The 21,831-nt window shown below is 36.2% G+C and carries 17 protein-coding genes; 11 read left to right on the top strand and 6 right to left on the bottom strand.

The annotated features are described in order from the left end of the window. Nucleotides 1–212 precede the first annotated feature (212 nt). Nucleotides 213–791 (bottom strand): TetR/AcrR family transcriptional regulator, encoded by a 579-nt coding sequence (locus C1631_RS22410; RefSeq protein ID WP_103247227.1) that lies wholly within the window; start codon nucleotides 789–791, stop codon nucleotides 213–215. Between the two features lie 391 nt (nucleotides 792–1,182). Here C1631_RS22410 and clpB point away from each other — a divergent pair, with 391 nt between their 5' ends. The 9 genes from clpB (at nucleotide 1,183) to C1631_RS22370 (ending at nucleotide 11,067) form a co-directional block, all read left to right on the top strand. Beyond that, on the top strand, nucleotides 1,183–3,777 hold the full coding sequence (gene clpB, locus C1631_RS22405) for an ATP-dependent chaperone ClpB (RefSeq protein ID WP_109714324.1): 2,595 nt from the start codon (nucleotides 1,183–1,185) through the stop codon (nucleotides 3,775–3,777). Between the two features lie 139 nt (nucleotides 3,778–3,916). Continuing rightward, entirely contained in the window at nucleotides 3,917–4,069 is a 153-nt protein-coding gene (locus C1631_RS24245) for a hypothetical protein (RefSeq protein ID WP_165828357.1), read from the top strand. Nucleotides 4,070–4,257: 188 nt separating this feature from the next. Next, nucleotides 4,258–4,785 (top strand): hypothetical protein, encoded by a 528-nt coding sequence (locus C1631_RS22400; protein ID WP_103248399.1) that lies wholly within the window; start codon nucleotides 4,258–4,260, stop codon nucleotides 4,783–4,785. A gap of 59 nt (nucleotides 4,786–4,844) precedes the next feature. Next, nucleotides 4,845–5,459, top strand: coding sequence for a hypothetical protein (locus tag C1631_RS22395; protein ID WP_228441451.1), 615 nt, complete (start codon nucleotides 4,845–4,847; stop codon nucleotides 5,457–5,459). After that, entirely contained in the window at nucleotides 5,438–6,223 is a 786-nt protein-coding gene (locus C1631_RS22390) for a sensor histidine kinase (RefSeq protein WP_103248397.1), read from the top strand. The genes C1631_RS22395 and C1631_RS22390 overlap by 22 nt, the downstream gene beginning before the upstream one ends. Beyond that, on the top strand, nucleotides 6,220–6,861 hold the full coding sequence (locus tag C1631_RS22385) for a response regulator transcription factor (protein WP_103248396.1): 642 nt from the start codon (nucleotides 6,220–6,222) through the stop codon (nucleotides 6,859–6,861). Before C1631_RS22390 ends, C1631_RS22385 begins: the two co-directional genes overlap by 4 nt. Nucleotides 6,862–7,096: 235 nt before the next feature. Continuing rightward, a complete protein-coding gene (locus C1631_RS22380) occupies nucleotides 7,097–8,119 on the top strand; it encodes a zinc metalloprotease (protein WP_109714322.1) in 1,023 nt (340 codons plus the stop codon). 426 nt (nucleotides 8,120–8,545) lie between these two features. Continuing rightward, nucleotides 8,546–9,547: a zinc metalloprotease gene (locus C1631_RS22375; protein WP_109714320.1), complete on the top strand. Its 1,002-nt coding sequence runs from the start codon at nucleotides 8,546–8,548 to the stop codon at nucleotides 9,545–9,547. Nucleotides 9,548–9,681: 134 nt separating this feature from the next. Beyond that, nucleotides 9,682–11,067 carry a phosphatase PAP2 family protein gene (locus tag C1631_RS22370; protein WP_109714318.1) on the top strand — a complete coding sequence of 462 codons (1,386 nt, stop codon included), beginning with the start codon at nucleotides 9,682–9,684 and terminating at the stop codon, nucleotides 11,065–11,067. A gap of 40 nt (nucleotides 11,068–11,107) precedes the next feature. Here the strand turns inward: C1631_RS22370 and C1631_RS22365 are convergent, their stop codons facing one another. After that, nucleotides 11,108–12,973, bottom strand: coding sequence for a M1 family metallopeptidase (locus C1631_RS22365; protein WP_103246963.1), 1,866 nt, complete (start codon nucleotides 12,971–12,973; stop codon nucleotides 11,108–11,110). Between the two features lie 108 nt (nucleotides 12,974–13,081). Beyond that, the gene (locus C1631_RS22360) at nucleotides 13,082–15,451 is read right to left on the bottom strand and encodes an outer membrane beta-barrel family protein (protein ID WP_109714316.1); all 2,370 of its coding nucleotides are present in this window, start codon (nucleotides 15,449–15,451) and stop codon (nucleotides 13,082–13,084) included. A 210-nt stretch (nucleotides 15,452–15,661) separates the two neighbouring features. Here C1631_RS22360 and C1631_RS22355 point away from each other — a divergent pair, with 210 nt between their 5' ends. Further along, nucleotides 15,662–17,023, top strand: coding sequence for a sensor histidine kinase (locus C1631_RS22355; RefSeq protein ID WP_109714314.1), 1,362 nt, complete (start codon nucleotides 15,662–15,664; stop codon nucleotides 17,021–17,023). Next, nucleotides 17,013–17,699 (top strand): response regulator transcription factor, encoded by a 687-nt coding sequence (locus tag C1631_RS22350; protein WP_103246966.1) that lies wholly within the window; start codon nucleotides 17,013–17,015, stop codon nucleotides 17,697–17,699. Before C1631_RS22355 ends, C1631_RS22350 begins: the two co-directional genes overlap by 11 nt. A gap of 4 nt (nucleotides 17,700–17,703) precedes the next feature. Here C1631_RS22350 and C1631_RS22345 read toward each other — a convergent pair whose 3' ends face one another. The 3 genes from C1631_RS22345 to C1631_RS22335 all read right to left on the bottom strand — a co-directional run bounded on the left by C1631_RS22345 (nucleotide 17,704) and on the right by C1631_RS22335 (nucleotide 21,800). Further along, on the bottom strand, nucleotides 17,704–18,531 hold the full coding sequence (locus tag C1631_RS22345; protein ID WP_103246967.1) for an endonuclease/exonuclease/phosphatase family protein: 828 nt from the start codon (nucleotides 18,529–18,531) through the stop codon (nucleotides 17,704–17,706). Between the two features lie 106 nt (nucleotides 18,532–18,637). Next, complete coding sequence (locus tag C1631_RS22340) at nucleotides 18,638–20,839, bottom strand: M1 family metallopeptidase (RefSeq protein ID WP_103246984.1); 2,202 nt, start codon at nucleotides 20,837–20,839, stop codon at nucleotides 18,638–18,640. A 79-nt stretch (nucleotides 20,840–20,918) separates the two neighbouring features. Continuing rightward, complete coding sequence (locus C1631_RS22335; RefSeq protein ID WP_103246968.1) at nucleotides 20,919–21,800, bottom strand: SDR family oxidoreductase; 882 nt, start codon at nucleotides 21,798–21,800, stop codon at nucleotides 20,919–20,921. Between the last annotated feature and the right edge of the window lie 31 nt (nucleotides 21,801–21,831).

Below are 21,831 nucleotides of genomic sequence, written 5' to 3'. Positions count from 1 at the left end.
AAATTTTTATGACTTTCGTCATATTTTGAATAATTCTAAATAACAAATTGCCAGAGAACGATCTCTTACCTGATGACAAAGTTAAAAGTATGTTACTTAATTTACTTGTTGTCAGTTGTCATTCAGAGGGAAATATAAGGGGGAGCCAGAAAATCTGCAATAAGATCTTCAATAAAAATCATTGAGACTTCCCGGGGAGGAACATAAAAGTGCTACGATTTTTGGTTTCCAAGCAGCCCAAAAAGAATTTTATCTCTTATTTCATCGGTAATTTCATCCGTAGAATCACTGCTTCTCTTGAACCAGAAATAAGAGTTATTTAAGGTATGGAGAATAAATCTTGTTGTAAAAGATGGTGATTTTAAATCCCAGTTTTCTGCTTTGTAAATCTCTGAAATAAGTTCTTCAACTTCCTGCTGGTAATTTTTCCTTAATTCCACGAATTCCGGAAGTCTTTCTTCCAGATGTTTCCACTCATTGGAATAGATGTGAGTGACATCGCGATTTTTAAGAACAACTGATAAATGCTTGTCCAGGAAAAGATTCAATTTATCTTTTGGAGCAATATCAGTATTTTTTACTTCCTGTAGCTCATCGAAAAACGTCTGTGCAATCCCAAAACAAATCCATTCCAGAATTTCTTCCTTTGAACGGATATGAGCATAGAGTGAAGCTGCCTTAATATTAAGTTTTGTAGCCAGGTCCCTTACAGAACTACCCATATAGCCCTTCTCTTTGAAAAGCTCTACTGCCACATTTAATATTTTCCTTTGTTTTTCTTTAAGTTCCATCTGTAAAAATGCAAAAATAGTTATTCTGATTTAATCTGTTGTTTTTTTGATGCTAAAAGAAATAAAGTTTTAAAAACATTTCTTTTGGAATCATTTTACAGCTTCACACTTTTATCGTTTTCCTCGATATGACTAATTGTTCATAGATTTTAAGAAAAATTTACAGAACCGGAAATTTTGTCAAGTTAATTTTACGTTAAAAATAGTAATTTCGGAAATTTTGTCCATATTTTTTATAAATTTAATAATTGAACAGTTTTTGCGATACAGTCATCGATTAAATGATTAAATAATTGATGGCATTAAGAAACTGAGCCTGAAAATTGAGTTTCTTGATGTCCTTTTTTACAATTCAACCAAAACGAATCATTACCAAAAATATATATACAATATGAACTTAAACCAATATACTGTAAAATCACAAGAAGCCATCCAGGCAGCTCAACAGGTTGCAATGGAATTGGGCAATCAAAGTATCGAACCTCAACATCTCCTTGAAGGAATCTTTCAGGTGGATGAAAATATATCGCCATTTTTATTAAAGAAATCTGAAGCAGATGCTAATTTAGTACGGGAGCGAAACCGTGAAAGTCTTGAAAAACTTCCTAAGGTACAGGGAGGAAGCATTTATCTTTCACAATCAGCCAATAAAGTTTTGCTGGACGCTCCTAATATTGCAAAGAAAATGGGCGATGAGTATGTAACCATAGAACATTTGTGGCTCTCTCTTTTAGAAACAAGCTCTGAAGTATCCAAAATGCTGAAAGATATGGGCGTTACAAAAAGTTTACTGGAAGGAGGAATTAAAGAATTAAGAAAAGGAAGCAAAGCCACTTCTGCCAGCTCAGAAGAAACTTACCAATCCTTAAATAAATACGCAAAAAACTTCAATGAATTAGCTGCGGAAGGGAAATTGGATCCCGTGATCGGACGTGATGAAGAAATCAGAAGAGTGTTACAAATCCTTTCCAGAAGAACCAAAAACAATCCTATCCTTATCGGAGAACCTGGAGTTGGTAAAACGGCCATTGCTGAAGGGATTGCTCATCGAATTATCAATGGAGATGTTCCTGAAAATCTGATGGATAAAACATTATATTCATTGGATATGGGAGCTTTGATCGCTGGAGCAAAATACAAAGGGGAGTTTGAAGAGCGTTTGAAATCAGTAGTAAATGAAGTAACCAAGTCTGATGGGCAGATTATTCTTTTCATCGACGAGATCCACACTCTGGTTGGAGCCGGAGGTGGCGAAGGAGCAATGGATGCAGCCAATATATTAAAACCCGCTTTGGCAAGAGGAGAATTAAGGGCAATTGGAGCGACTACCCTGAACGAATACCAAAAGTATTTTGAAAAGGATAAGGCATTAGAAAGACGTTTCCAGAAAGTCATGGTCGAAGAGCCGGACACAGAATCAGCAATCTCTATCCTTCGTGGAATTAAAGATAAATATGAAGCACACCACAAGGTAAGAATCAAAGACGAAGCAATTATTGCCGCCGTGGAGATGTCTCAAAGATATATTTCAGATCGTTTCTTACCGGATAAAGCAATAGACCTTATTGATGAAGCTTCTGCTAAGTTGAGGATGGAAATCAATTCAAAACCGGAAGAACTTGATGTTCTGGACAGAAAATTAATGCAGCTCGAAATTGAACTGGCAGCGATTTCAAGAGAGGGCAACCAAACAAAAATTGACCACCTGAAAGAAGATATTGCCAAAATTTCTGAGCAGAGAAATGAAATCAATGCCAAGTGGTTGAAAGAAAAGCAGAAAAGCGAAGATTTAACTCAGATCAAAAAAGAAATTGAATCCTTAAAGCATGAAGCAGAAAGAGCTTCCAGAGCCGGAGATTATGCTAAGGTAGCGGAAATCCAATACGGAAAGCTTCGTGAAAAAGAGGAAATGCTTGCCAAAGTAGAGCTTGAAATGCAGAATCATCAGAATGAATTAATCAAAGAAGAGGTAACTGCAGAGAATATTTCTGAGGTCATTGGAAAATGGACAGGGATTCCTGTAACCAAGTTGCTGCAGTCTGAAAGAGAAAAATTATTAAATCTGGAGACCGAACTTCACCATAGAGTCGTAGGACAGGATGAAGCCATTCAGGCGGTAGCTGATGCTATCAGAAGAAACAGGGCAGGATTGAGTGATGATAAAAAACCCATAGGATCCTTTTTATTCTTAGGAACGACAGGTGTTGGTAAGACTGAGCTTGCAAAAGCATTGGCAGAGTTCTTATTCGATGATGAAAATAATATGACAAGAATTGACATGAGTGAATACCAGGAACGTCACAGTGTTTCAAGATTGGTAGGAGCTCCTCCGGGATACGTAGGATATGATGAAGGCGGGCAATTGACAGAAGCGGTAAGAAGAAGACCTTATTCAGTTGTTCTTTTGGATGAGATTGAAAAAGCCCATCCGGATGTTTTCAATACTTTATTACAAGTTTTAGATGACGGACGTCTAACTGATAATAAAGGACGTGTTGTTAATTTTAAAAACTCAATTATCATCATGACCTCAAATTTAGGATCGCATTTGATTCAGGAGAATTTTGAAAATCTGAATGAGGAAAATCAGGATGAGATCGTTGAAAAAACAAAAGAAGAAGTCTTCGATTTATTGAAGCAGACTTTACGTCCGGAATTCCTGAACAGGATTGATGAAATTGTATTGTTCCAGCCTTTAAGGAAAAAAGAAATCGGAAAAATCGTTCAATATCAATTGAGAGGATTTAATGATATGTTGGCTAAACGTAATATCATTATGACTTTCACTCAGGACGCAGTAGATTATCTGATGGATAAAGGATATGATCCGGCCTTCGGGGCAAGACCATTGAAAAGAGTTATTCAGCAGGAAGTATTAAACAAATTATCAAAAGAAATTCTGGCTGGAAAGGTAAATGACGGAGATAGAATCACTTTAGATTATTTCGTAGAAACAGGTCTGGTATTCAGACCAACTGAACAATAAAGTAGTTTTTTTCATATACATTATTTTTGTGAATAAGTGCTGCAGACTGGTCTGCAGCACTTATTTTTTTATTTTATCCATTCGTAGTGAAATATTAGTATATTTATAATCCAACAAATTAATAACTAAAAAAATCAGTATGAAAAAGTTAAAAAGAAACGAATTAAAGAAAATTGATGGCGGAATTGCTTCTGCTTTAATTATGTGCGACGAATACTGGAACTGTCCTACCGGCCTGTGTTGTACAGCAGGATTGGTTTGCAGAGATCCAAGACATTATGGATGCATCTAACATAAACGGAGATTTTCTCCGTTTTTTGACCAATATTTTTGCTACTTTCTATTTCATAACATAATGTACAATCCGTAAAAACACGGTAAAATAATAGTATAATTCCCTATCTATTATTGTGCTTTCTAACATATTTTTTTGCGAAATTTGCATATTGGAGAAATATTTCCTTTATAAAAAATTAAGTTATGAAAACAGAATCTACGAATGATCCATCACAAAATGGCAAAATGTCTAACAAACTGATTCAAAATCTGATAGACAATTATCGAAAAAACCACCTGAGTGCCATCAATGACACTTTAGGAATACAAGACGCCCACTCTATTTGGTTTGATCTTCCGAAATTAAAAAAATTCATTGCTACAATAGAAGAAGAAGCTGCTAAAATCAATCCTGATGCCTCGGAAGAAGATTTGGGGATCAGATTCTACTATGCCGCCTATCCTAAAAATGAAAATTGGAATATCATGGAATCACATATTGTACCTCAGGAGTATGCAGAAAGACATACTCTTGTTTTAATTCCTACTTTAAAAAAGACCAGTGGAAAGGGAGAAACTCTCGATTATGATTTCAATGCTTTACAATCAACAGATGAGTCTACAGCTCTGGCATTAAATGCCAGACAAGTCAAAGAACTAACTGATGATACTGTTGGTGAAAATCAGGGAACACTAATACCTCCATCACCCCTAACAGGAACATATTATTAATCACCTTTCATATTCTTAAACACAGCATGACTGAGATTCAAAAAATTTTTTCGTCATTCATGTATTGGGGAGAAGCTTTTGCAGCATTAGTCTCCCTGATTTATTTTAACCGTGAAAAAAAACAATCGTGGAAATATCTGGCGATTTATCTTGTCATTATTTTCCTATGTGAATCAGCCGTAAAATGGGGAGAAAAGCCACTTAGAATAGACAGAATAATTTTCTACAACTACTTTGTGATTCCATTACAATTTATATTTTTTTATTGGCTATATGCCAAAGAATCCTTAAAGAAAACAAAACTGTTCTATATCATGACGGGAGTATATCTTTTAACATATATACTCAGAGATTTTTTTTTCCCGGAAAAGAAAGTCGTCTTTTCTTTCAGTTACAATATAGGTTGCTTGCTCTTAATGGCTCTTGTTATTATGGAATATTATAAACAGGTTAATTCATCTGAAATACTCAATTTCAGTAAAAACAAAATGTTTTATATCAATCTGGGAGTAACACTTTTTTATATTGCCAATCAGCCATTCATGATCTTTAATTCTCTTCTTTGGAAGTATATAGAAATATGGGATATTTATTTTATATATTTCCAGGTTTCAGGTGCAGTTATGTATATTTTATTTGCAAGTTCATTTATATGGGGAAAACAGAACTCTTAATAACCATTATTTCATTCAACATCTTTTTTTTGATGTTTGTAGCAGCCGTATTTATCTATATCCGGAATTACAGACAGCGAAAAAAAGAATATCTGAATGAGATTGAGATGAAGAATGAACTCCATCAAAGAGAGCTTTTAGCTACTCAACTGGAAATTCAACAGGCAACCATGCAACAAATCGGCAGAGAACTCCACGATAACATTGGTCAGAAACTGACTCTGGTAAGTCTTTATGTTCAACAAATGCTATATGAGAATAAAGTTTCCGAAGCCAGTGAAAGAATTGATCAGGTTTCCCAAATTATCAACCAGTCTTTACAGGATCTCAGGAGCCTTTCAAAAACATTGACGGATGATAATATCAATCAAAAGGAAATTGTAACTTTGATTCAGGAGGAGGTTGACAATACCAATTCTTTCAAAAAATGTAATATTAGTTTTGAACACAATATTGATCAACTGGATCTGAGTTTCGTTCATAAAAATGTGCTCCTCAGAATTACACAGGAATTTATACAGAATAGTTTAAAGCATGCCCATTGTAAAAATATTTTCATCAGCCTGAACACTTACGAAAACATCCTTTGGGAGCTTAAAATACATGATGACGGAATTGGATTTGATTCTCTGGACTTTCGATCCAATGGAATAGGTCTCACCAATATGAAAAACCGGGCCAAAATTATTGGAGCAGATTTTCACCTTGAAAGCCAAAAAGATCAGGGAACCCAGCTCAATATTAACTTAAAAAAACAATCATGAAAAAAACAATAGTCATTGTTGACGACCACATATTGATTGCAAAAGCCCTCGAGGGAATTATTAGTAATTTTGCAGAGTTCGAAGTAATTTATGTCTGCGAAAACGGTAAAGATCTGATCCAGAAACTTGAAGAAGGAAATAAAATTCCGGATATCATTCTTCTCGATATCAGTATGCCTATTATGAACGGATTTGAAACGGCTGTCTGGCTTACCAAAAACCAACCCGATATTAAGGTGATGGCATTAAGCATGCAAGGAGACGACAATAGTGTCATCAAAATGATCAAAAGCGGAGCCAAAGGGTATTTGCTAAAAAATACGCATCCGAAAGATCTGGAAATAGCCCTTATCAGATTGAATAGTGATGGATTCTATTACCCGGAATGGGCTTCAAAAATTATATTTTCTAACCTCAATAAAGGCCAGGAAACTGAAATTACGATAAAAATCTCAGAAAGGGAAAAGGAATTTTTGAAATATACAGTTACAGAACTTAGTTATAAAGAAATTGCTGACAGGATGTGTTGCAGTCCCAGAACTGTGGAGAGTTATCGTGATCAGTTATGTGAGAAACTGGAATTAAAAACCCGTGTAGGACTGGCTGTTTTTGCAATTAAAAATGGATTTGCAGGGTAATTAAAATATTCTGTTAATTGAATAATTTAAAAAAATTATTTAACCAAAAACACATTATGATGAAATATCAAAACACAAAAGATTAATATTGCTTAAAAACCAATAAAAATTCAATTTAAATAAACAATACACATTAAAACTCCTTATTGATTATTAAATGTCTAAAAAAATATTAAATTAATTTGCATATTAATTTCAAATAATATAATTTCACATCCTTAACAAAAATAATGATATGAAAAAACTATTATTTGGAGCTCTTATGCTGGGCTTCATGTCAGCTTGTAACAGTGACAACATTTCAAATCAAAATGAAGAATCTGCTAATGCAGCGATAACCTCTAATGCTACAGATTTAAAAAGAATCTGTCCGTCCGAAGAAATGAGACAAGAGGCATTACAGAAAGATCCCACACTTAGACAAAAAGTTGCTGAGATAGAAGCTCAGGCCTCAAGATTTGCGAATGATGTAAAGTTCGGAAAGGTTCTTGCAGATGGAAGCGTTGAAATCCCGGTAATTGTAAATGTAATATACAGAACCGCAGCAGAAAATGTTTCTGATGCAAGAATCGCTGAACAAATTGACGTATTAAATGCGGACTATGCCGGTACAAATAGTGATGTTTCTAAAATACCTACAGAATTTCAAGGAGTAAAAGCCGGCGACGTAAAAGTAAAATTCAGATTGGTAAATACTATAAGAAAATCTACAACCAAAACAGAATGGAGAAGCACCAGCACGACAACAAATAAAAATATGAAAAGGGCATCTACCGGAGGAATAGATGCTACCAATCCTACCAACTATTTTAATATTTGGATTGTAGGTACTATGCCATCCCCTACAGGAGAGATTCTTGGATATGCTACCTTTCCTGAAAGTGCCGGAACCTGGGAAGATGGTGTAGTTCTTGGTTCTCGTTTCGTGGGGAAAACCGGAGCGTCTTCTCCCTTTAATCTTGGAAGAACAGCTACTCATGAAGTAGGACATTATTTAGGACTTAGACATATTTGGGGCGATGCAAATTGCGGAGATGATCTGATTGCTGATACTCCTACCCAAACTACGAATAATGTAGGCAAGCCAACTTACCCACTCTATAATACATGTTATGGCGTAAAAAGATCGGTTATGTTTATGAATTATATGGATTATTCTGATGATGATACATTGTATATGTTTACGGCTGGACAAAAAACAAAAATGCAGTCAGTGGTTGCATCTTCTGGTGCAAGATCAGGATTAAGAGTTTTGTAATAATCAATTTGTTTTAAATACCTAAGAAATCCATCTTCAAGTAAGATGGATTTCTTTTATTTTTAAATGTTATCCTAATTATTTTTACCTGAAGTCCTTCCTCATTACAGGAAGGATTTTTTATTCCTCATAACGATACATCCAACACATTTTCTAAACTTATTCATATAAGAAAATCCATTTTAATATGTAAAATTTTCTATGAAAAATATATTTTATTAAATTTTATACTAAAAAAAATAAAAACAAAAACAAAATATATAAATAAAATATTAAATTAATTAAAAAACATAATAAATACAAATAAGTTGAAGAAAAACCAATATTTAAAGCATAATAGTAACAAAAATCAAATAAAAGTAGAAAATATTTGCACATCACACTAATTTGAATTAATTTCACAATCCCAACCAAAAATAACATTATATGAAAAGAGTACTATTGGGAGCAGGAATTATTTTCCTCAGCTCCTGTAACAACGACATGAATTCTGTGAACGAACAAACAGCAGCAGCAGAAACACCAACAACACAAATTGCAGGTAAAAGAGTATGCCCTTCAGATGCAATGAGGGAAGAAATTCTACAAAAAGATCCAGCTGCCAGAGCCAGAGTAGAAGCTATTGAACAACTTACTGAAAAACGTCTTAACGACATTAAAGTGGGTAAGGTTCTTGCTGATGGTACCGTAGAAATTCCGGTTGTTTTCAATGTCGTGTACAATACAAGCAGTGAAAATGTATCTGATGCCCGACTACAATCCCAAATCGATGTTTTAAACAAAGACTTTGGGGCCACAAATTCGGATATCAACAATACTCCTGCTGAATTTGTACCTGTAAAAGCAGGAGATACTAAAATCAGATTCAAGCTGTCTAAAACAGTGAGAAAACAAAGCAGTACTACCATTTGGAATCCTGATGACAACAAAATGAAATCCTCAACAACAGGAATCGCTGCTACTTCTCCGGATAATTATCTGAATATCTGGATTGTTAACAAAATGACTGATGGTACACTTGGTTATGCTTATTATCCGGGAACAATTACTGCTTCTTTGGACGGAGTTGTTATTGCAGCTCCATATATAGGAACAGGCTCCGGTACAGCAGCGCCTTATAATTTGGGGAGAACAACAACCCATGAAGTGGGACATTATCTAAACCTACCACACCTTTGGGGATCGAGCAACACGGGTTGTCAAACCGACTACTCAAATGACACTCCTGCTTCACCTGGTCCAAATTTCGGAGTTCCGTCCTATCCTCTTAACAGAGTTTGTGGAGGAGTGAGCCGGTCACAAATTTTCATGAATTATATGGATTATGTAGACGATAAGGTAATGCATATGTTTACAGCAAACCAAAAACAAAGAATGCAAGCCGTTGTTTCTGCTTCCGGCCCACGATCTGGTTTAAGACTTTATTAAGTCTGTATTTCAAAGATACAGATTCATTACTATTTTTAAAAAAAATCACTTATTTCATTAAATATAATCTATCTCAGCCACTGAGATAGATTTTTTTTATAATTTTACGCAGTTTTAAATCAGGAACCTTAACGATGAAAAAAATAGTAATAGCAACCGGTATATTATTAAACCTATGTTGCTATCAGGCACAAGACACTTTACAATCCAGAAATCTCCAGAAAGACCTCGCTCTCATTAAAGTTGACAGCACAACTCACATTAAAACACCATTTTTTAAGAAGGAATGGGTAAAAAAATCTGTTGCTCCTGCCATTCTTTTTACGGCAGCCGCAGCAACCTGGGGGGAGAAAGAAAATATTCGTGAAGTCCGCAATCGTTATCTTCCTACCTTCAAGGCAAAGTATGATGATTATCTTCAATACGCTCCTGCTGCTGCCGTGTATGGGTTAAAATTCGCAGGTGTAAAAGGAAGAAATAATCTGGGAAGAGCCACACTTTCTTATGTAACAAGTTTAGCAATCATGGGAATTTTGGTCAACTCCATCAAATACACGGCAAAAGTGGAACGCCCGGATGGATCTAAAAATAATTCATTTCCGTCTGGCCACACTGCAATGGCTTTTACTAATGCAAGCTTTCTACACAAAGAATATGGTATGGTAAACCCAGGCTATAGCATTGCCGGATATGGTAGTGCAGCACTTACAGGACTTGGCCGTAATTTAAATAACAGGCACTGGCTTCCTGATGTTCTGGCAGGCGCCGGAATCGGGATTTTATCCACAGAATTAGGATATTTTTTTATTGATAAAATTTATAAAAACAAAGGAGACAATTTAAGTCTTTTATCAAGAATACAGGGAAATGACAATCCCTCTTTTCTTTCTATAAAACTTGGGACAGCCCTTGGAACAACCAACTTCCTGAAAGAATCTGATCTTGATGATAAAAAGCAAGTTGGTTTTGAAGGAGGATTGGAAGGGGCTTATTTCTTTTCAAAAAAATGGGGTGTAGGTGGAGATATCAGTTTCAGCAGTTTCCCTATCAAGCCGTTAAAAGCAACTTTAGATGATGGAGAAGATTTTGGAGATTATACTATCATAACACAGTCTTTAGGATTTCTTGGTGCAGGAATAGGTCCTTATTACTCTCATGAGTTTTCTGATAAATGGCAGCTTACCTTAAAAGCAACAGCTGGCTATTCTGCCACTGCAAGTGGAAAAGTTTTTATAAAAAGTGATAATGTTGATAATGCTACACATGAGCTTGAAATTGCAAGATATAAACCAAAGCCAGCCTTTCGTTGGAATACGGGAGCTTCTCTTACCTATAAATTCAACCCGGGACTGGGAATTACTTTATATTCTGACTATAATCAAATTAAATCTTCTATCCGATATCATTTTAGTGATGCTATAGAATCAAGTGAAGACCTTAATAACGAACTTAATAATTTGATTGCTAAAGAAAAGATCAATTATTTCACTCTTGGATTAAGACTCACCGCGTACTTTTAAAAAATAAAGCCTTCAGAACTGATCTGAAGGCTTTATTTTTTTATAAAGTCTTAGTATTATTTTCCGGAGTATAATCCATAAATAAATCTCCATCCAATTGTACTGATTTCACTTTTTTCTTGATCGGGATTACCAGATCCGTGAGCTTCTGATCTTTTTCCCAAACAGAGGGTGAAAAATGTAACTTCTCCGTAGTTCCATCCTCATAAGATAATATTGCATCAAATGGAATGGCAAATCCTCCCACATTGGCAACATTTACCGTAAGCAGGTCGTTCACTTGTGATGCACCTGTCACTTTCAGATCTATATAATTATTGGTATAAAACCAATTCTGGAAAAACCAGTTCAGGTTCTTACCAGATCCTGTATTCATCGAATTAAAATAGTCCCATGGAACCGGATGCTTTCCGTTCCAGTTATCCATATAATGATGTAATGCTTTTTTAAACACCTCATCTCCCAGATAATCTTTCAGTGCCAGGTAAGACAAAGAAGCTTTCACATAAGAATTGTTTCCGTATCCTGAGCCACTTACCTGAGTACTCATTGTGATTAACGGCTGATCCTGCTCAGCTGATGGATCATTAATCCATTTTTTGACACGGAAGTTTTTGTAAAAGTCTTTAGCTGCGGCTTCACCGTTTTCATCAATTCCGATAAGATATTCCAGTGTGGTGGCCCAACCTTCATCCATATAAGCATATCTGGTTTCATTGATCCCCATATAAAAAGGGAAGTAAGTATGGGCGATCTCGTGATCTGCAGTAAGTCTCGCATCTTTAAGATCATCAGGAATACTGCTATCATTGATCATCATTGGGTATTCCATATCAGCATATCCCTGAATGGCCGTCATTACATTATACGGATATTCTACTCCAGGCCAGTTTTTAGAAAACCAATCCAGATTATAACGCATCCAACCTACATATTGTTCAAAATCTTTAGCGCCGGATTGGTAACCTGCCTGCACACTGGCTCTTTTGGTTTTTAATTGTACACTGGCTGCATCCCAGACATAATGATTACTCATTGCAAAACAAAAATCTGTGATATGACTGGCTTTAAACTTCCACACATTCCATTTGTTTTGTTTGGTTACTTTCCCGGACTTCATTTCCTGTTGCGTAGCAATGTGCATCACCTGATCACTTTTCAATGAAGCTTTATATCTTTTCAGATATTCCGGTTGAAGAACAGCATCAGGATTCAGAAAATCTCCGGTCGCCCAAACCACATAATTTTTTGGAGCGGAAATCTCAAAACTATAGTCGTTAAAATCATTATAAAACTCCTGTCTGTCGGAATGCGGAAGCATGTCCCACCCGTTATAATCATCATACACGGAAACTCTTGGGAAAGAGTAGGCTACGTAGAAAGTTTCAGGATCAATTTGACCTTCTCTCCCGCTCTGTACTGAAAGCGGATATTCCCATTCTATTTTAATTTCTGACTTTGATTTTGATTTTAAAGCAGATTTTAATTTCACTTTTTCCACAGTACCCCAGTCGTCACTGTTGATATCATATTTTTCATTATTAACAACAAATGACTTGATCTTAAGTCCTGACGATAAAAAGTCATTGGAAACATATCCTGATCTTGGAGATTGTGGTTTGTGAAGATTATTGACAAATCGTATCGCTAAATCATTAAGATTATCAGGACTATTATTGGTATAAACAATAGTCTCTTTTCCGGAAACCGTCTTAGCTGTGGCATCCACTTTCACTTCTACATTATATACTCCCTTATTCTGCCAGTAGTTCTTGCCAGGTGCCCCGGAAATATCACGTGTTCCCTTTTCATAAGCTTTTTTGATATTTCTCGGCATATACAGTTCCTGAGCTGGCAACTGCAATAATGAAACCGCCACCAACATTCCGGAAAAAATTCTCTTCATAACGATCTTTTTTAGAGATAAGTATCAAAAATAGCGAAAATGTAACACAGAAGAGACATATCTTACGTAATAATATTTTATTACTATTTATTTTACATTAAAACCATACTATAAACGATCTTGTTCTGCTGTCTTTTTTATTGTTTTGGCATTTTTTACGGATTGATTTCCAAAATTGTATTTCAGAGAAAGTGTAAAACCCTGTGCATCGCCATAATCCAGATAATAATTATCCTGATTGGCATATTTTGTACTTACTTTTTTTCCTGTGGTTCTGAATATATCGTTAAAAAATAAGCTTGCTTCGAGCTTTTTATTAAAAAACTTTCTGTTCATCACAAAATAGGCTGACCATACTCCGGAAATCCTGAAAGTTCCCTGAATGCCCGGGGAGTTGTAACGGTGCCCCACTTCCATTTTCCAGTCACTGCTTTTATTCAGGGTAAAGCTGGTAGAAACATTAGAATCCAGATTCCAGACCTTATTTTTGTAAAGCGCCCCGTCGGTTCCCTTGAAATTGTTTTCATTATGCTCTAGATTTTCAGACACAATGATATTCCACCAGGGTTTCACCTGAAAGCTTTTATATAAGCTCAGCCCAAAAGCCTCGCCATTCTCAATATTGGTAAAATAATAAATAAGGTTGTGGGTACTTGGCTCCTGATATGAGATTTCCATTGACGGATAGATTTCTTTCCGGTAATACAAATCTATATTCCATTCCTTCCATGAATAAGTAAAATTCAGATTATGGGTAATTGTGGCTTTTAATTTCGGATCTCCCTGATAGTAGGAAAACAGGTTATAATAAGATTTGGCAGGATTCAACCATGAATAGAAAGGTCTGGTGATCCTTTTCCCGTAAGAAAAGCCAAACTCATGTTTATCATCTGTCGTGTATTGTGCATAAAAAGTGGGAAAAAACTTCCAGTATTTATTTTCATTCAGCTCATAAGGCTCGGAAACGATTCCTTCCAGATTGGTCATTTCAGCGCGAAGTCCACCTTTGAAACTCCATTTTCCCAGAGTATATGAGAGTGAAGAATAGAGGCCAAAATTATATTCTTTATAATCAAAAACACTGCTTTTTTCGGGTCTATACTGTAAAAGCCCGTTTTCATTATCAGAAAAATCAAGTGTACTTCTGGTCTTTACAAAGCTGTATTTTGCTCCCGATTCAAATTCCAGTTTGTCATTTTTCCATTGATAATCTAACTGTGAAGAATACAACTGAACATCCGAATTATTTTGCGTCTGAAAATTTTCTTCTCTCGGAGGCTGCCCGGCAAAGTTGAGATATGTATTCACATTCTGGAATTTATCCGAATTATTTCCGGCTAAATAATTTATCCAGGATAATTTACTCTTTGTATTCAGTTTTCTGTCCACCTGAAAGCTCAAAGCATTATTCGTAACACGGTTGCGGTGGTCATTGACCGTCGTATAATTGGATTCCGCCACATCCTGACTATTATAAATCAGTGTAGGCACATGATAGGTTCCGTAAGACTTCGGATAGAAAAACCCTGAATAGTTAAGACTCAAGTTGGTCAGACTATCCAACTCATATTCCACATTAAAATTCAGGGTATTCTGGTTAGTGTTTTTATCCTTTCTGTTCATGGTACTTATCCATCTTGTCTGGCTTTCCGGGTAATTGACGTGGTCTGTTCCTTCGCGGTAATAAGTTCCCAAACCTCTGAAATAGCTTGCCATCACCGAAAGTTTATCTTTTTTGTAATATTGTGAAAGTCCGAAAACCGCTTTGGCATATTGTGTCTGAATATATTTGGAGGTAAGAATACTTCTATATCCTTCAATCTTATTTTTTTTCATGACAATGTTGAGTACAGAACTACCCGATGCTTCATATTTTGCTGGTGGATTGGTAATGACCTCTACAGACTTTACCTCATCTCCCTGGGTATTTTCGAGAAGATTTTTTAGCTCATCTCCGGACAGCATTACTTTTTTGTCATTGATGGTTACCAGAATACCGCTACTTCCTTTTATTCTTAGCACATTATTATTAGTGGTTACTCCCGGTGTATTTTTAAGAATTTCCCAGGCATTCAAAGATGAAATATTACTATTTTCGACATTAAACTCCAGACGGTCTACCTTCCGTTTCACCACAGGTTTCCGTTTGGTTATAATGACCTCTCCTATTTTGTTTGATTCTTTGCTAAGAATAATTTGTAGAGCTTTAGTCTTTTCAAGATCAAGTTTTTTTTCAAACAGAGAATAGCCTTTATTCTTTACAACAATTTTTACGTCAGTTTCAGAAATGCCCTCCCATGTGAAGTTTCCATCAGCATCCGTTTTAAACTCAGTGATCAGTTCATTTTTAGAATCATATAATTCAATCTGTACTGCCTGAAGTTTTTCACTGTCGTTGTTCATTACTGTTCCCGCTAGTTTTTGCTTTTGAGCCAACAGCATTACAGGAAGACATAGCAAAAGAAGAATTTTATACATATCTGTTTTTTTTTATAATTCTGAACAATCATATGTGTTGTTCTGGTGTACAAAATTCTGGATTGAGCAGGAGAATTTCGGTTAACAGACGGTTAATGGCAGGTTAATGGCTTTTTCCCGTTTCAGTCGAAATCCGGACCTCAGGTTAATGAAAGGTTAACGTCAAAATAATCATCTCGTGAGAATAGCTAAAGTTTTATCTTTGTTTTAATGGTTTCCAAGAATAAATTTCTTATTTCTGTATTTGCTGCCCTGTTCCTTCTTTTACTGGGAATACAGGTATATTTTATGTATAAAACCTATCAGGTAAAGGAGCGGGATATTTACAGGTCAGTGATCGATGGCCTTCCCGCTTATACAGACACGGAGGAAAGTACTCAACGCGCTCAGGAGACAAAAGATGATGCCCTTCAAAAAGTTATCATTCAGTATTACAATAAGGAAATCAGCAAAAAGGATTTTATTAAAAATTTTACCGACAACAGATACGCAGTCAGGAAAAGACTAAGCCATTATATTGACAACCGCCTTCAAAAAGATGGTTATAAAATATCTGCAAGGATTGAATATACCTCTATTATCCATCTTCCGGACAGCACGAAACTGATTGACAAACCCTTTATTGTTTTTGAAACAAAAGAAAAAGTAAAAAATCCTAAAATAGGAAATACCAGTAGCTGGGAAACTACGTCCTCAAAAAAAAGAGACAGTGATCATAAAGAAATTGAAAGGCGCGATACTTTCTATGTGAAAAGCCAGATTGATTTTGAAATCACCAATATCAAAAGCATTGTCTTTAAAGAACTTGCTCTGCTGATCTTCTGTTGTATCCTTCTTCTTTCATGTGTGCTTCTGATATATATTTCAACCATCAAAAACCTCATCAAACAACAAAAGCAAGTAGAGGTACTCCATACGGTAGTTGATAATATTTCTCATGAGTTTAAAACACCTATTGCCACTTTAAAAATTGCTTCTAAAACCTTAAAAAAAGGTTGGAACCCTGAAACACTTCCTCTTATTGACCGGCAGATCTCCCGTCTTGAGAGTCTCGTATTTCAGCTTCATCAGGATGAAAATCCGGAGGAACCTGTTTTTATACAGCCAAAAGACTGGAATTTCTTTGTTCATGATCTGTCTTTTACTTACCCAAAGGTTGAATTTAAGTTTGACAATACCATTACCGGGGAACTTCCTTTTGATAAAAACCTGATGGAAACCGTTATTAAAAACCTGTGTGAAAACAGTGTAAAATATGGGGCCTCCATCGTTACTATCAATCTTACTACAGCCTCACAAAACTTACAGATTGTAGTTTCAGATGATGGACAAGGTATGGAAGCTAAAGAATTAAAAAATATATTTGAAAAATTCTACCGGATACAAAGCAACAATATCCACAACAGCAAAGGACTTGGGCTAGGTTTGTACATGGTAAAGAAAATCATAACCCAATATCACGGTACTATAGAGGTTTTCAGCCAACCGGGTAAAGGAAGCACATTTAGAATATCAGCTCCTTACGACACTGATGATCTTCCACAAGAAAAAACAACTACTGATGAAAACTAAAATCCTTTTAGCAGAAGACGATCCGGATTTCGGAATGATCTTAAAGCAGTATCTCGAACTGGAAGATTTTGAGGTCAGCTGGTTTCAGAATCCTGAAGGTATTGTCAGTCGACTTACCTCTTATTTTCCTTTCCATATGGGCATTCTGGATGTAATGATGCCCAATATTGATGGTTTTTCACTGGCTAAAATGATTTTAAAGGAAAAGAATAATTTTCCACTCTTGTTTTTAACCGCTAAAAATCAGAAAATAGATCGCCTAACCGGCTTGAAAATTGGTGCGGACGATTACATCTCAAAACCCTGTGATCCCGAAGAACTGGTTCTAAGGATCAAAAACATCATAAAAAGAACAACACCTGCAGTTACTGAAACCCTGATCAAAATCGGACAATATTCTTTAGACACAAAAAAGCTTTTGCTTTCCCATCCCAATGGAAATGCACGGCTCACCATACGGGAACAGCAACTTCTTGTATATCTTTTGCAACATAACCACTCTGCCATTACAAGAGATGAGATTCTCGATAATATCTGGGAAACCAATGACTACTTTACCGGAAGAAGTCTTGATGTCTTTATCAGCAGACTCCGTAAGTATTTCAGTGACGACCCTGAAATAAAAATCCAATCCCTGAGAGGAATTGGATTTGATATCGATTTTCCAGACTATTGATATATTAGAAAGAAAGCTCTGTAATTACCGGAAAATGATCCGACGGATACAATAAATTTTCGCGTCTGTCATTGATATGTCTGTGAGATTTTATTTTGAAGCCATTGGTAAAAATATAATCGATCCTTTCTTTAGGAACTTCATTCACGTTGAATCCTGTAAATGTTCCTGCCGGGCCGTAATGTTTTGTTTCTGAATGATAAAAAGTATCTTTCATGTTTTGGGACAAAATTTTGATGGGTTCTGAATCATCAGTCAGGTTAAAATCTCCGCTTAATGTGACAGGTAAATTCTTTGGATTAAACTCTTTAATTTTTTTCAGAATTAACTCCGAAGATTTTACCCTTGCTACATTTCCAACATGATCAAAGTGTAGATTCATGGCCAGAAATTCCTTCTTTGATTTTTTATCTTTAAATACAGCATAAGTACAAATCCTGTTAAGAGCAGCATCCCATCCTTTTGAAGGCTCTTCCGGTGTTTCAGATAACCAGAACGTTCCCGATTTTATTACTTCAAATCTATTTGTATCATAAAAAATAGCAGAAAACTCTCCTTTTTCTTTACCATCATCTCTACCAACCCCTATGTAATCATAATGCTTCAACCTGTTTTTAATATCTTTCATCTGATCAGGTAATGCTTCCTGAACTCCGAAATAATCCGGATGATAATACGTTAACAGATCGGTGACATCCTGTTTTCTCTGGGGCCATGAGTTCTCTTTATCTGATTCGACATTGAGCCTGATATTAAAACTCATTACGGTAAGATCCTGCGAAAATCCCAATGCAAAAAGCATAAGGAAAACAATTAAAAATCTGAAATTCATAGTTTATTTTATCAATTAGAAACAAAAATAAGACTTCTCTGCAATAGAAAAGCCTTACAAGTATAATAATAATGTTAAATTATTTCTTTCTACAGAAACAGAAATATTATTCTTTATTGAATTTAAATTCTCTTCCGCCCTCGGCAAGACTAATGGTCTTTTTATCTTTACTGAAAGTCAGCGTTAAATGACCATCTTCGAAAGTAAATGTATTATTTCCTGCATATTCCAGCGGAAAACTTTGCTCCCCTCCTGCACTTCCGTACAGCATCCCATTTTTATCAGTAAGTATTATTTTAAGCTTAGATTCTTTATTTCCATACGTTCCTGTAAAATCCTTTACATTAATTTTTTCCGTAGGCCTGGCATCAGAAGATGACCATTTGTTATTTTTCATATTCACATCCGGAACCACAGCATCCGGATCAAGGCTTACCTGATCAATTTCCTTTTTAGAATCTACTTTGAATGTCCATTCCGCATTTCTTTTCCAGACTTCGATCGGCAATTTCACTGTATTTGTTGTTCCGTCTTTAAATTTTATCTGAACAGTAGTAGGCATAGGTAGCTGCCCAAGATTTTCAACAGTAATCCGAGCTCCGTTTTTAAAGTCTCCATTAACATACTTTACCTCTTTAACCGCCTGATCAATTTTCCATTTATTGAAGAACCACCCTCTCCAGAACCAGTTCAACTCTTCTCCCGAAACATTCTCCATCGTATGGAAGAAATCCCACGGTGTCGGATGCTTGAAAGCCCAACGGTTAATGTAAGTTCTGAACGCTTTATCAAACTTTTCAGGACCAAGAATAGCTTCCCTTAAAATTCCCATCCCAACTCCGGGTTTAAAATAGAGAAGAGGACCAATACTTCTTTCTTTCATATTGTCTGCCCCTACCATGATCGGTTCCGCCGCATTATCATTCATCATATAACTTTGGGCTCTGGATACTTTTTCCTTGCTATAATATTCCCCATTATTAAATGCTTTCGTGGATAGTTCATTAATAAAGGTATTGAAACCTTCATCCATCCATCCAAAAACCCTTTCATTGGATCCCACAATCATAGGAAACCAGGTATGTCCAAACTCATGATCTGTCACTCCCCAGAGGTCTTCTCCTGCAGAATTCATATGACAGAATACAATTCCCGGATACTCCATACCTCCTTCATTCCCTGCTACATTTGTCGCATCAGGATAAGGATATTCATACCATTTTTGTGAGTAATGTTCTATTGCTGCTTTTGTGTATTCTGTAGATCTTCCCCATGCCCTTTCACCGGAAACTTCAACAGGATAAGCAGATATAGCCAGAGATTTTTTACCACCCGGCAGGTTTATTTTTGCTGCATCTAAGATAAATGCAGATGAAGAAGCCCAGGCAAAGTCGCGAGCTTGTTCAATTTTGAATTTCCAGGTCTTTGTACCTGAAGACTGGTTTTTACTCATCCCGGATTCTGTGCGAATCATTACCGTCTTATCACTATTTCTTGCCTGCTCCCAACGGTTATTCTCTTCTTTACTATATACATCTTTAGGATTAAGAAGCTCTCCGGAAGCTACCACATAATGATTGGCAGGAACTGTAATATTTGCAGTAATACGGCCATACTCGAGATAAAACTCAGAAGCTCCAAGATAAGGTAGTGTATTCCAGCCCATCACATCATCATACACACACATTCTCGGGTACCATTGCGCGATGGTAAAAATCTTCCCATTTTTCGTGTTCTGTATTCCCATTCTGTTTGATCCGTACGCAGGAGAGATAAAAGAATACTCAATTTTAATTTTTGCTATACCTCCTTTAGCCTTTAATTCTTTTGGAAGATCAATCTGCATTCTGGTATCAATAACCATATATTTTACCTCTGCACCATCTAATTTCACTGATTTGATTTTATATCCTCCATCAAGGTCTTCTCCATTTGCTCCGTTTCTGCTTCCTGAAAGCGGAATGACTGTGTTCCCCCGGGAGTTTTTTGCAAATAAATTCTGATCCAGCTGTAGCCACAAGAAGTTCAGTTGATCAGGGCTGTTATTTGTATAGGTAATTTCGGCTGTACCTGTAATCTCTTTTTTATCTTCATTCAGACTCACATTCAAGTGATAATCTGCTGAATTTTGCCAATAGGCATGTCCCGGTTGTCCACTTGCTGAGCGTGTTTCCGTACCGGTTTGTGGATAGAAAAAGGGCTTAAAAGCTTCTACATAATCGTACTTTGGAGTTTCCTGAGCAAGCACAGATCCTGAAAAAAGGAAGGATACAACTGCAGAAACTAAAGTTGGAAGTTTACAATTCATTTGAAAAAGTTTATACATAGGTAAAAAAAACTCCCGGAATTGTCACAAATCCGGGAGTCTTTTTTTATATAAATGCAATTTAATTTGATTTCTTTGCCTTTATCATTGCTTCCAGGGCATCCCACATTTCCCGGGGAATAGCCTCAAGCATGTTAAATTCCCCGGCACCCTGAAGCCATTCACCTCCATCAATGGTTACTACTTCACCATTCATATAGGCTGAATAATCAGATACAAGATACGCTGCAAGGTTGGCCAGCTCCTGATGTTCTCCTACTCTTCTCAACGGAACTTTCTTTTTCATATCGAATTTTTCCTGAAGATCACCAGGCAAAAGTCTGTCCCACGCTCCTTTTGTAGGGAATGGTCCCGGAGCTATAGCATTAAAGCGGATTCCGTACTTCGCCCACTCTACCGCTAAGGACCTGGTCATTGCCAATACTCCTGCTTTGGCACAAGCTGAAGGCACCACATAAGCAGACCCTGTCCATGCATAAGTTGTCACAATATTCAGTACTGTTCCGGGAGTCTTAGAATCAATCCAATGCTTTCCTACAGAAAGTGTACAGTTTTTTGTTCCTTTTAGAACAATATCTAAAATAGAATCAAAAGCAGAATGAGTCAATTTTTCTGTTGGAGAAATAAAATTACCTGCTGCATTATTCAAAAGGATATCAATTTTACCAAACTCTTTCAGGGTAGCTTCTTTCATAGCCTCTACCTCATCCCAATTTCTTACATCACATGATACACAAAGCACCTTACCGCCGGTTTCATCTTCCAATTCCTTAGCCGTAGTTTGTAGTTTTTCCAGATTTCTGGACGTAATCACTACTTTAGCCCCCAATTCAAGAAAGTATTTTGTCATCGCCTTCCCAAGACCGCTCCCCCCACCGGTTACAATTGCGACTTTATCTTTTAATGCCCCTTCACGAAGCATTGGTTTTGTATATAGACTCATAAAATATTTTTTCTTAAAAATAATAAATATT

Source organism: Chryseobacterium phosphatilyticum (assembly GCF_002899825.2).
GTDB classification, from domain to species: domain Bacteria; phylum Bacteroidota; class Bacteroidia; order Flavobacteriales; family Weeksellaceae; genus Chryseobacterium; species Chryseobacterium phosphatilyticum.
This window is presented reverse-complemented; position numbering and strand designations above follow the sequence as displayed.

Excerpts from the sequence above, each read along its gene's own strand:
- C1631_RS22410 (WP_103247227.1), bottom strand. The coding sequence starts at position 791 with ATGGAACTTAAAGAAAAACAAAGGAAAATATTAAATGTGGCAGTAGAG.
- clpB (WP_109714324.1), top strand. The coding sequence starts at position 1,183 with ATGAACTTAAACCAATATACTGTAAAATCACAAGAAGCCATCCAGGCA.
- C1631_RS24245 (WP_165828357.1), top strand. The coding sequence starts at position 3,917 with ATGAAAAAGTTAAAAAGAAACGAATTAAAGAAAATTGATGGCGGAATT.
- C1631_RS22400 (WP_103248399.1), top strand. The coding sequence starts at position 4,258 with ATGAAAACAGAATCTACGAATGATCCATCACAAAATGGCAAAATGTCT.
- C1631_RS22395 (WP_228441451.1), top strand. The coding sequence starts at position 4,845 with ATGTATTGGGGAGAAGCTTTTGCAGCATTAGTCTCCCTGATTTATTTT.
- C1631_RS22390 (WP_103248397.1), top strand. The coding sequence starts at position 5,438 with ATGGGGAAAACAGAACTCTTAATAACCATTATTTCATTCAACATCTTT.
- C1631_RS22385 (WP_103248396.1), top strand. The coding sequence starts at position 6,220 with ATGAAAAAAACAATAGTCATTGTTGACGACCACATATTGATTGCAAAA.
- C1631_RS22380 (WP_109714322.1), top strand. The coding sequence starts at position 7,097 with ATGAAAAAACTATTATTTGGAGCTCTTATGCTGGGCTTCATGTCAGCT.
- C1631_RS22375 (WP_109714320.1), top strand. The coding sequence starts at position 8,546 with ATGAAAAGAGTACTATTGGGAGCAGGAATTATTTTCCTCAGCTCCTGT.
- C1631_RS22370 (WP_109714318.1), top strand. The coding sequence starts at position 9,682 with ATGAAAAAAATAGTAATAGCAACCGGTATATTATTAAACCTATGTTGC.
- C1631_RS22365 (WP_103246963.1), bottom strand. The coding sequence starts at position 12,973 with ATGAAGAGAATTTTTTCCGGAATGTTGGTGGCGGTTTCATTATTGCAG.
- C1631_RS22360 (WP_109714316.1), bottom strand. The coding sequence starts at position 15,451 with ATGTATAAAATTCTTCTTTTGCTATGTCTTCCTGTAATGCTGTTGGCT.
- C1631_RS22355 (WP_109714314.1), top strand. The coding sequence starts at position 15,662 with ATGGTTTCCAAGAATAAATTTCTTATTTCTGTATTTGCTGCCCTGTTC.
- C1631_RS22350 (WP_103246966.1), top strand. The coding sequence starts at position 17,013 with ATGAAAACTAAAATCCTTTTAGCAGAAGACGATCCGGATTTCGGAATG.
- C1631_RS22345 (WP_103246967.1), bottom strand. The coding sequence starts at position 18,531 with ATGAATTTCAGATTTTTAATTGTTTTCCTTATGCTTTTTGCATTGGGA.
- C1631_RS22340 (WP_103246984.1), bottom strand. The coding sequence starts at position 20,839 with ATGAATTGTAAACTTCCAACTTTAGTTTCTGCAGTTGTATCCTTCCTT.
- C1631_RS22335 (WP_103246968.1), bottom strand. The coding sequence starts at position 21,800 with ATGAGTCTATATACAAAACCAATGCTTCGTGAAGGGGCATTAAAAGAT.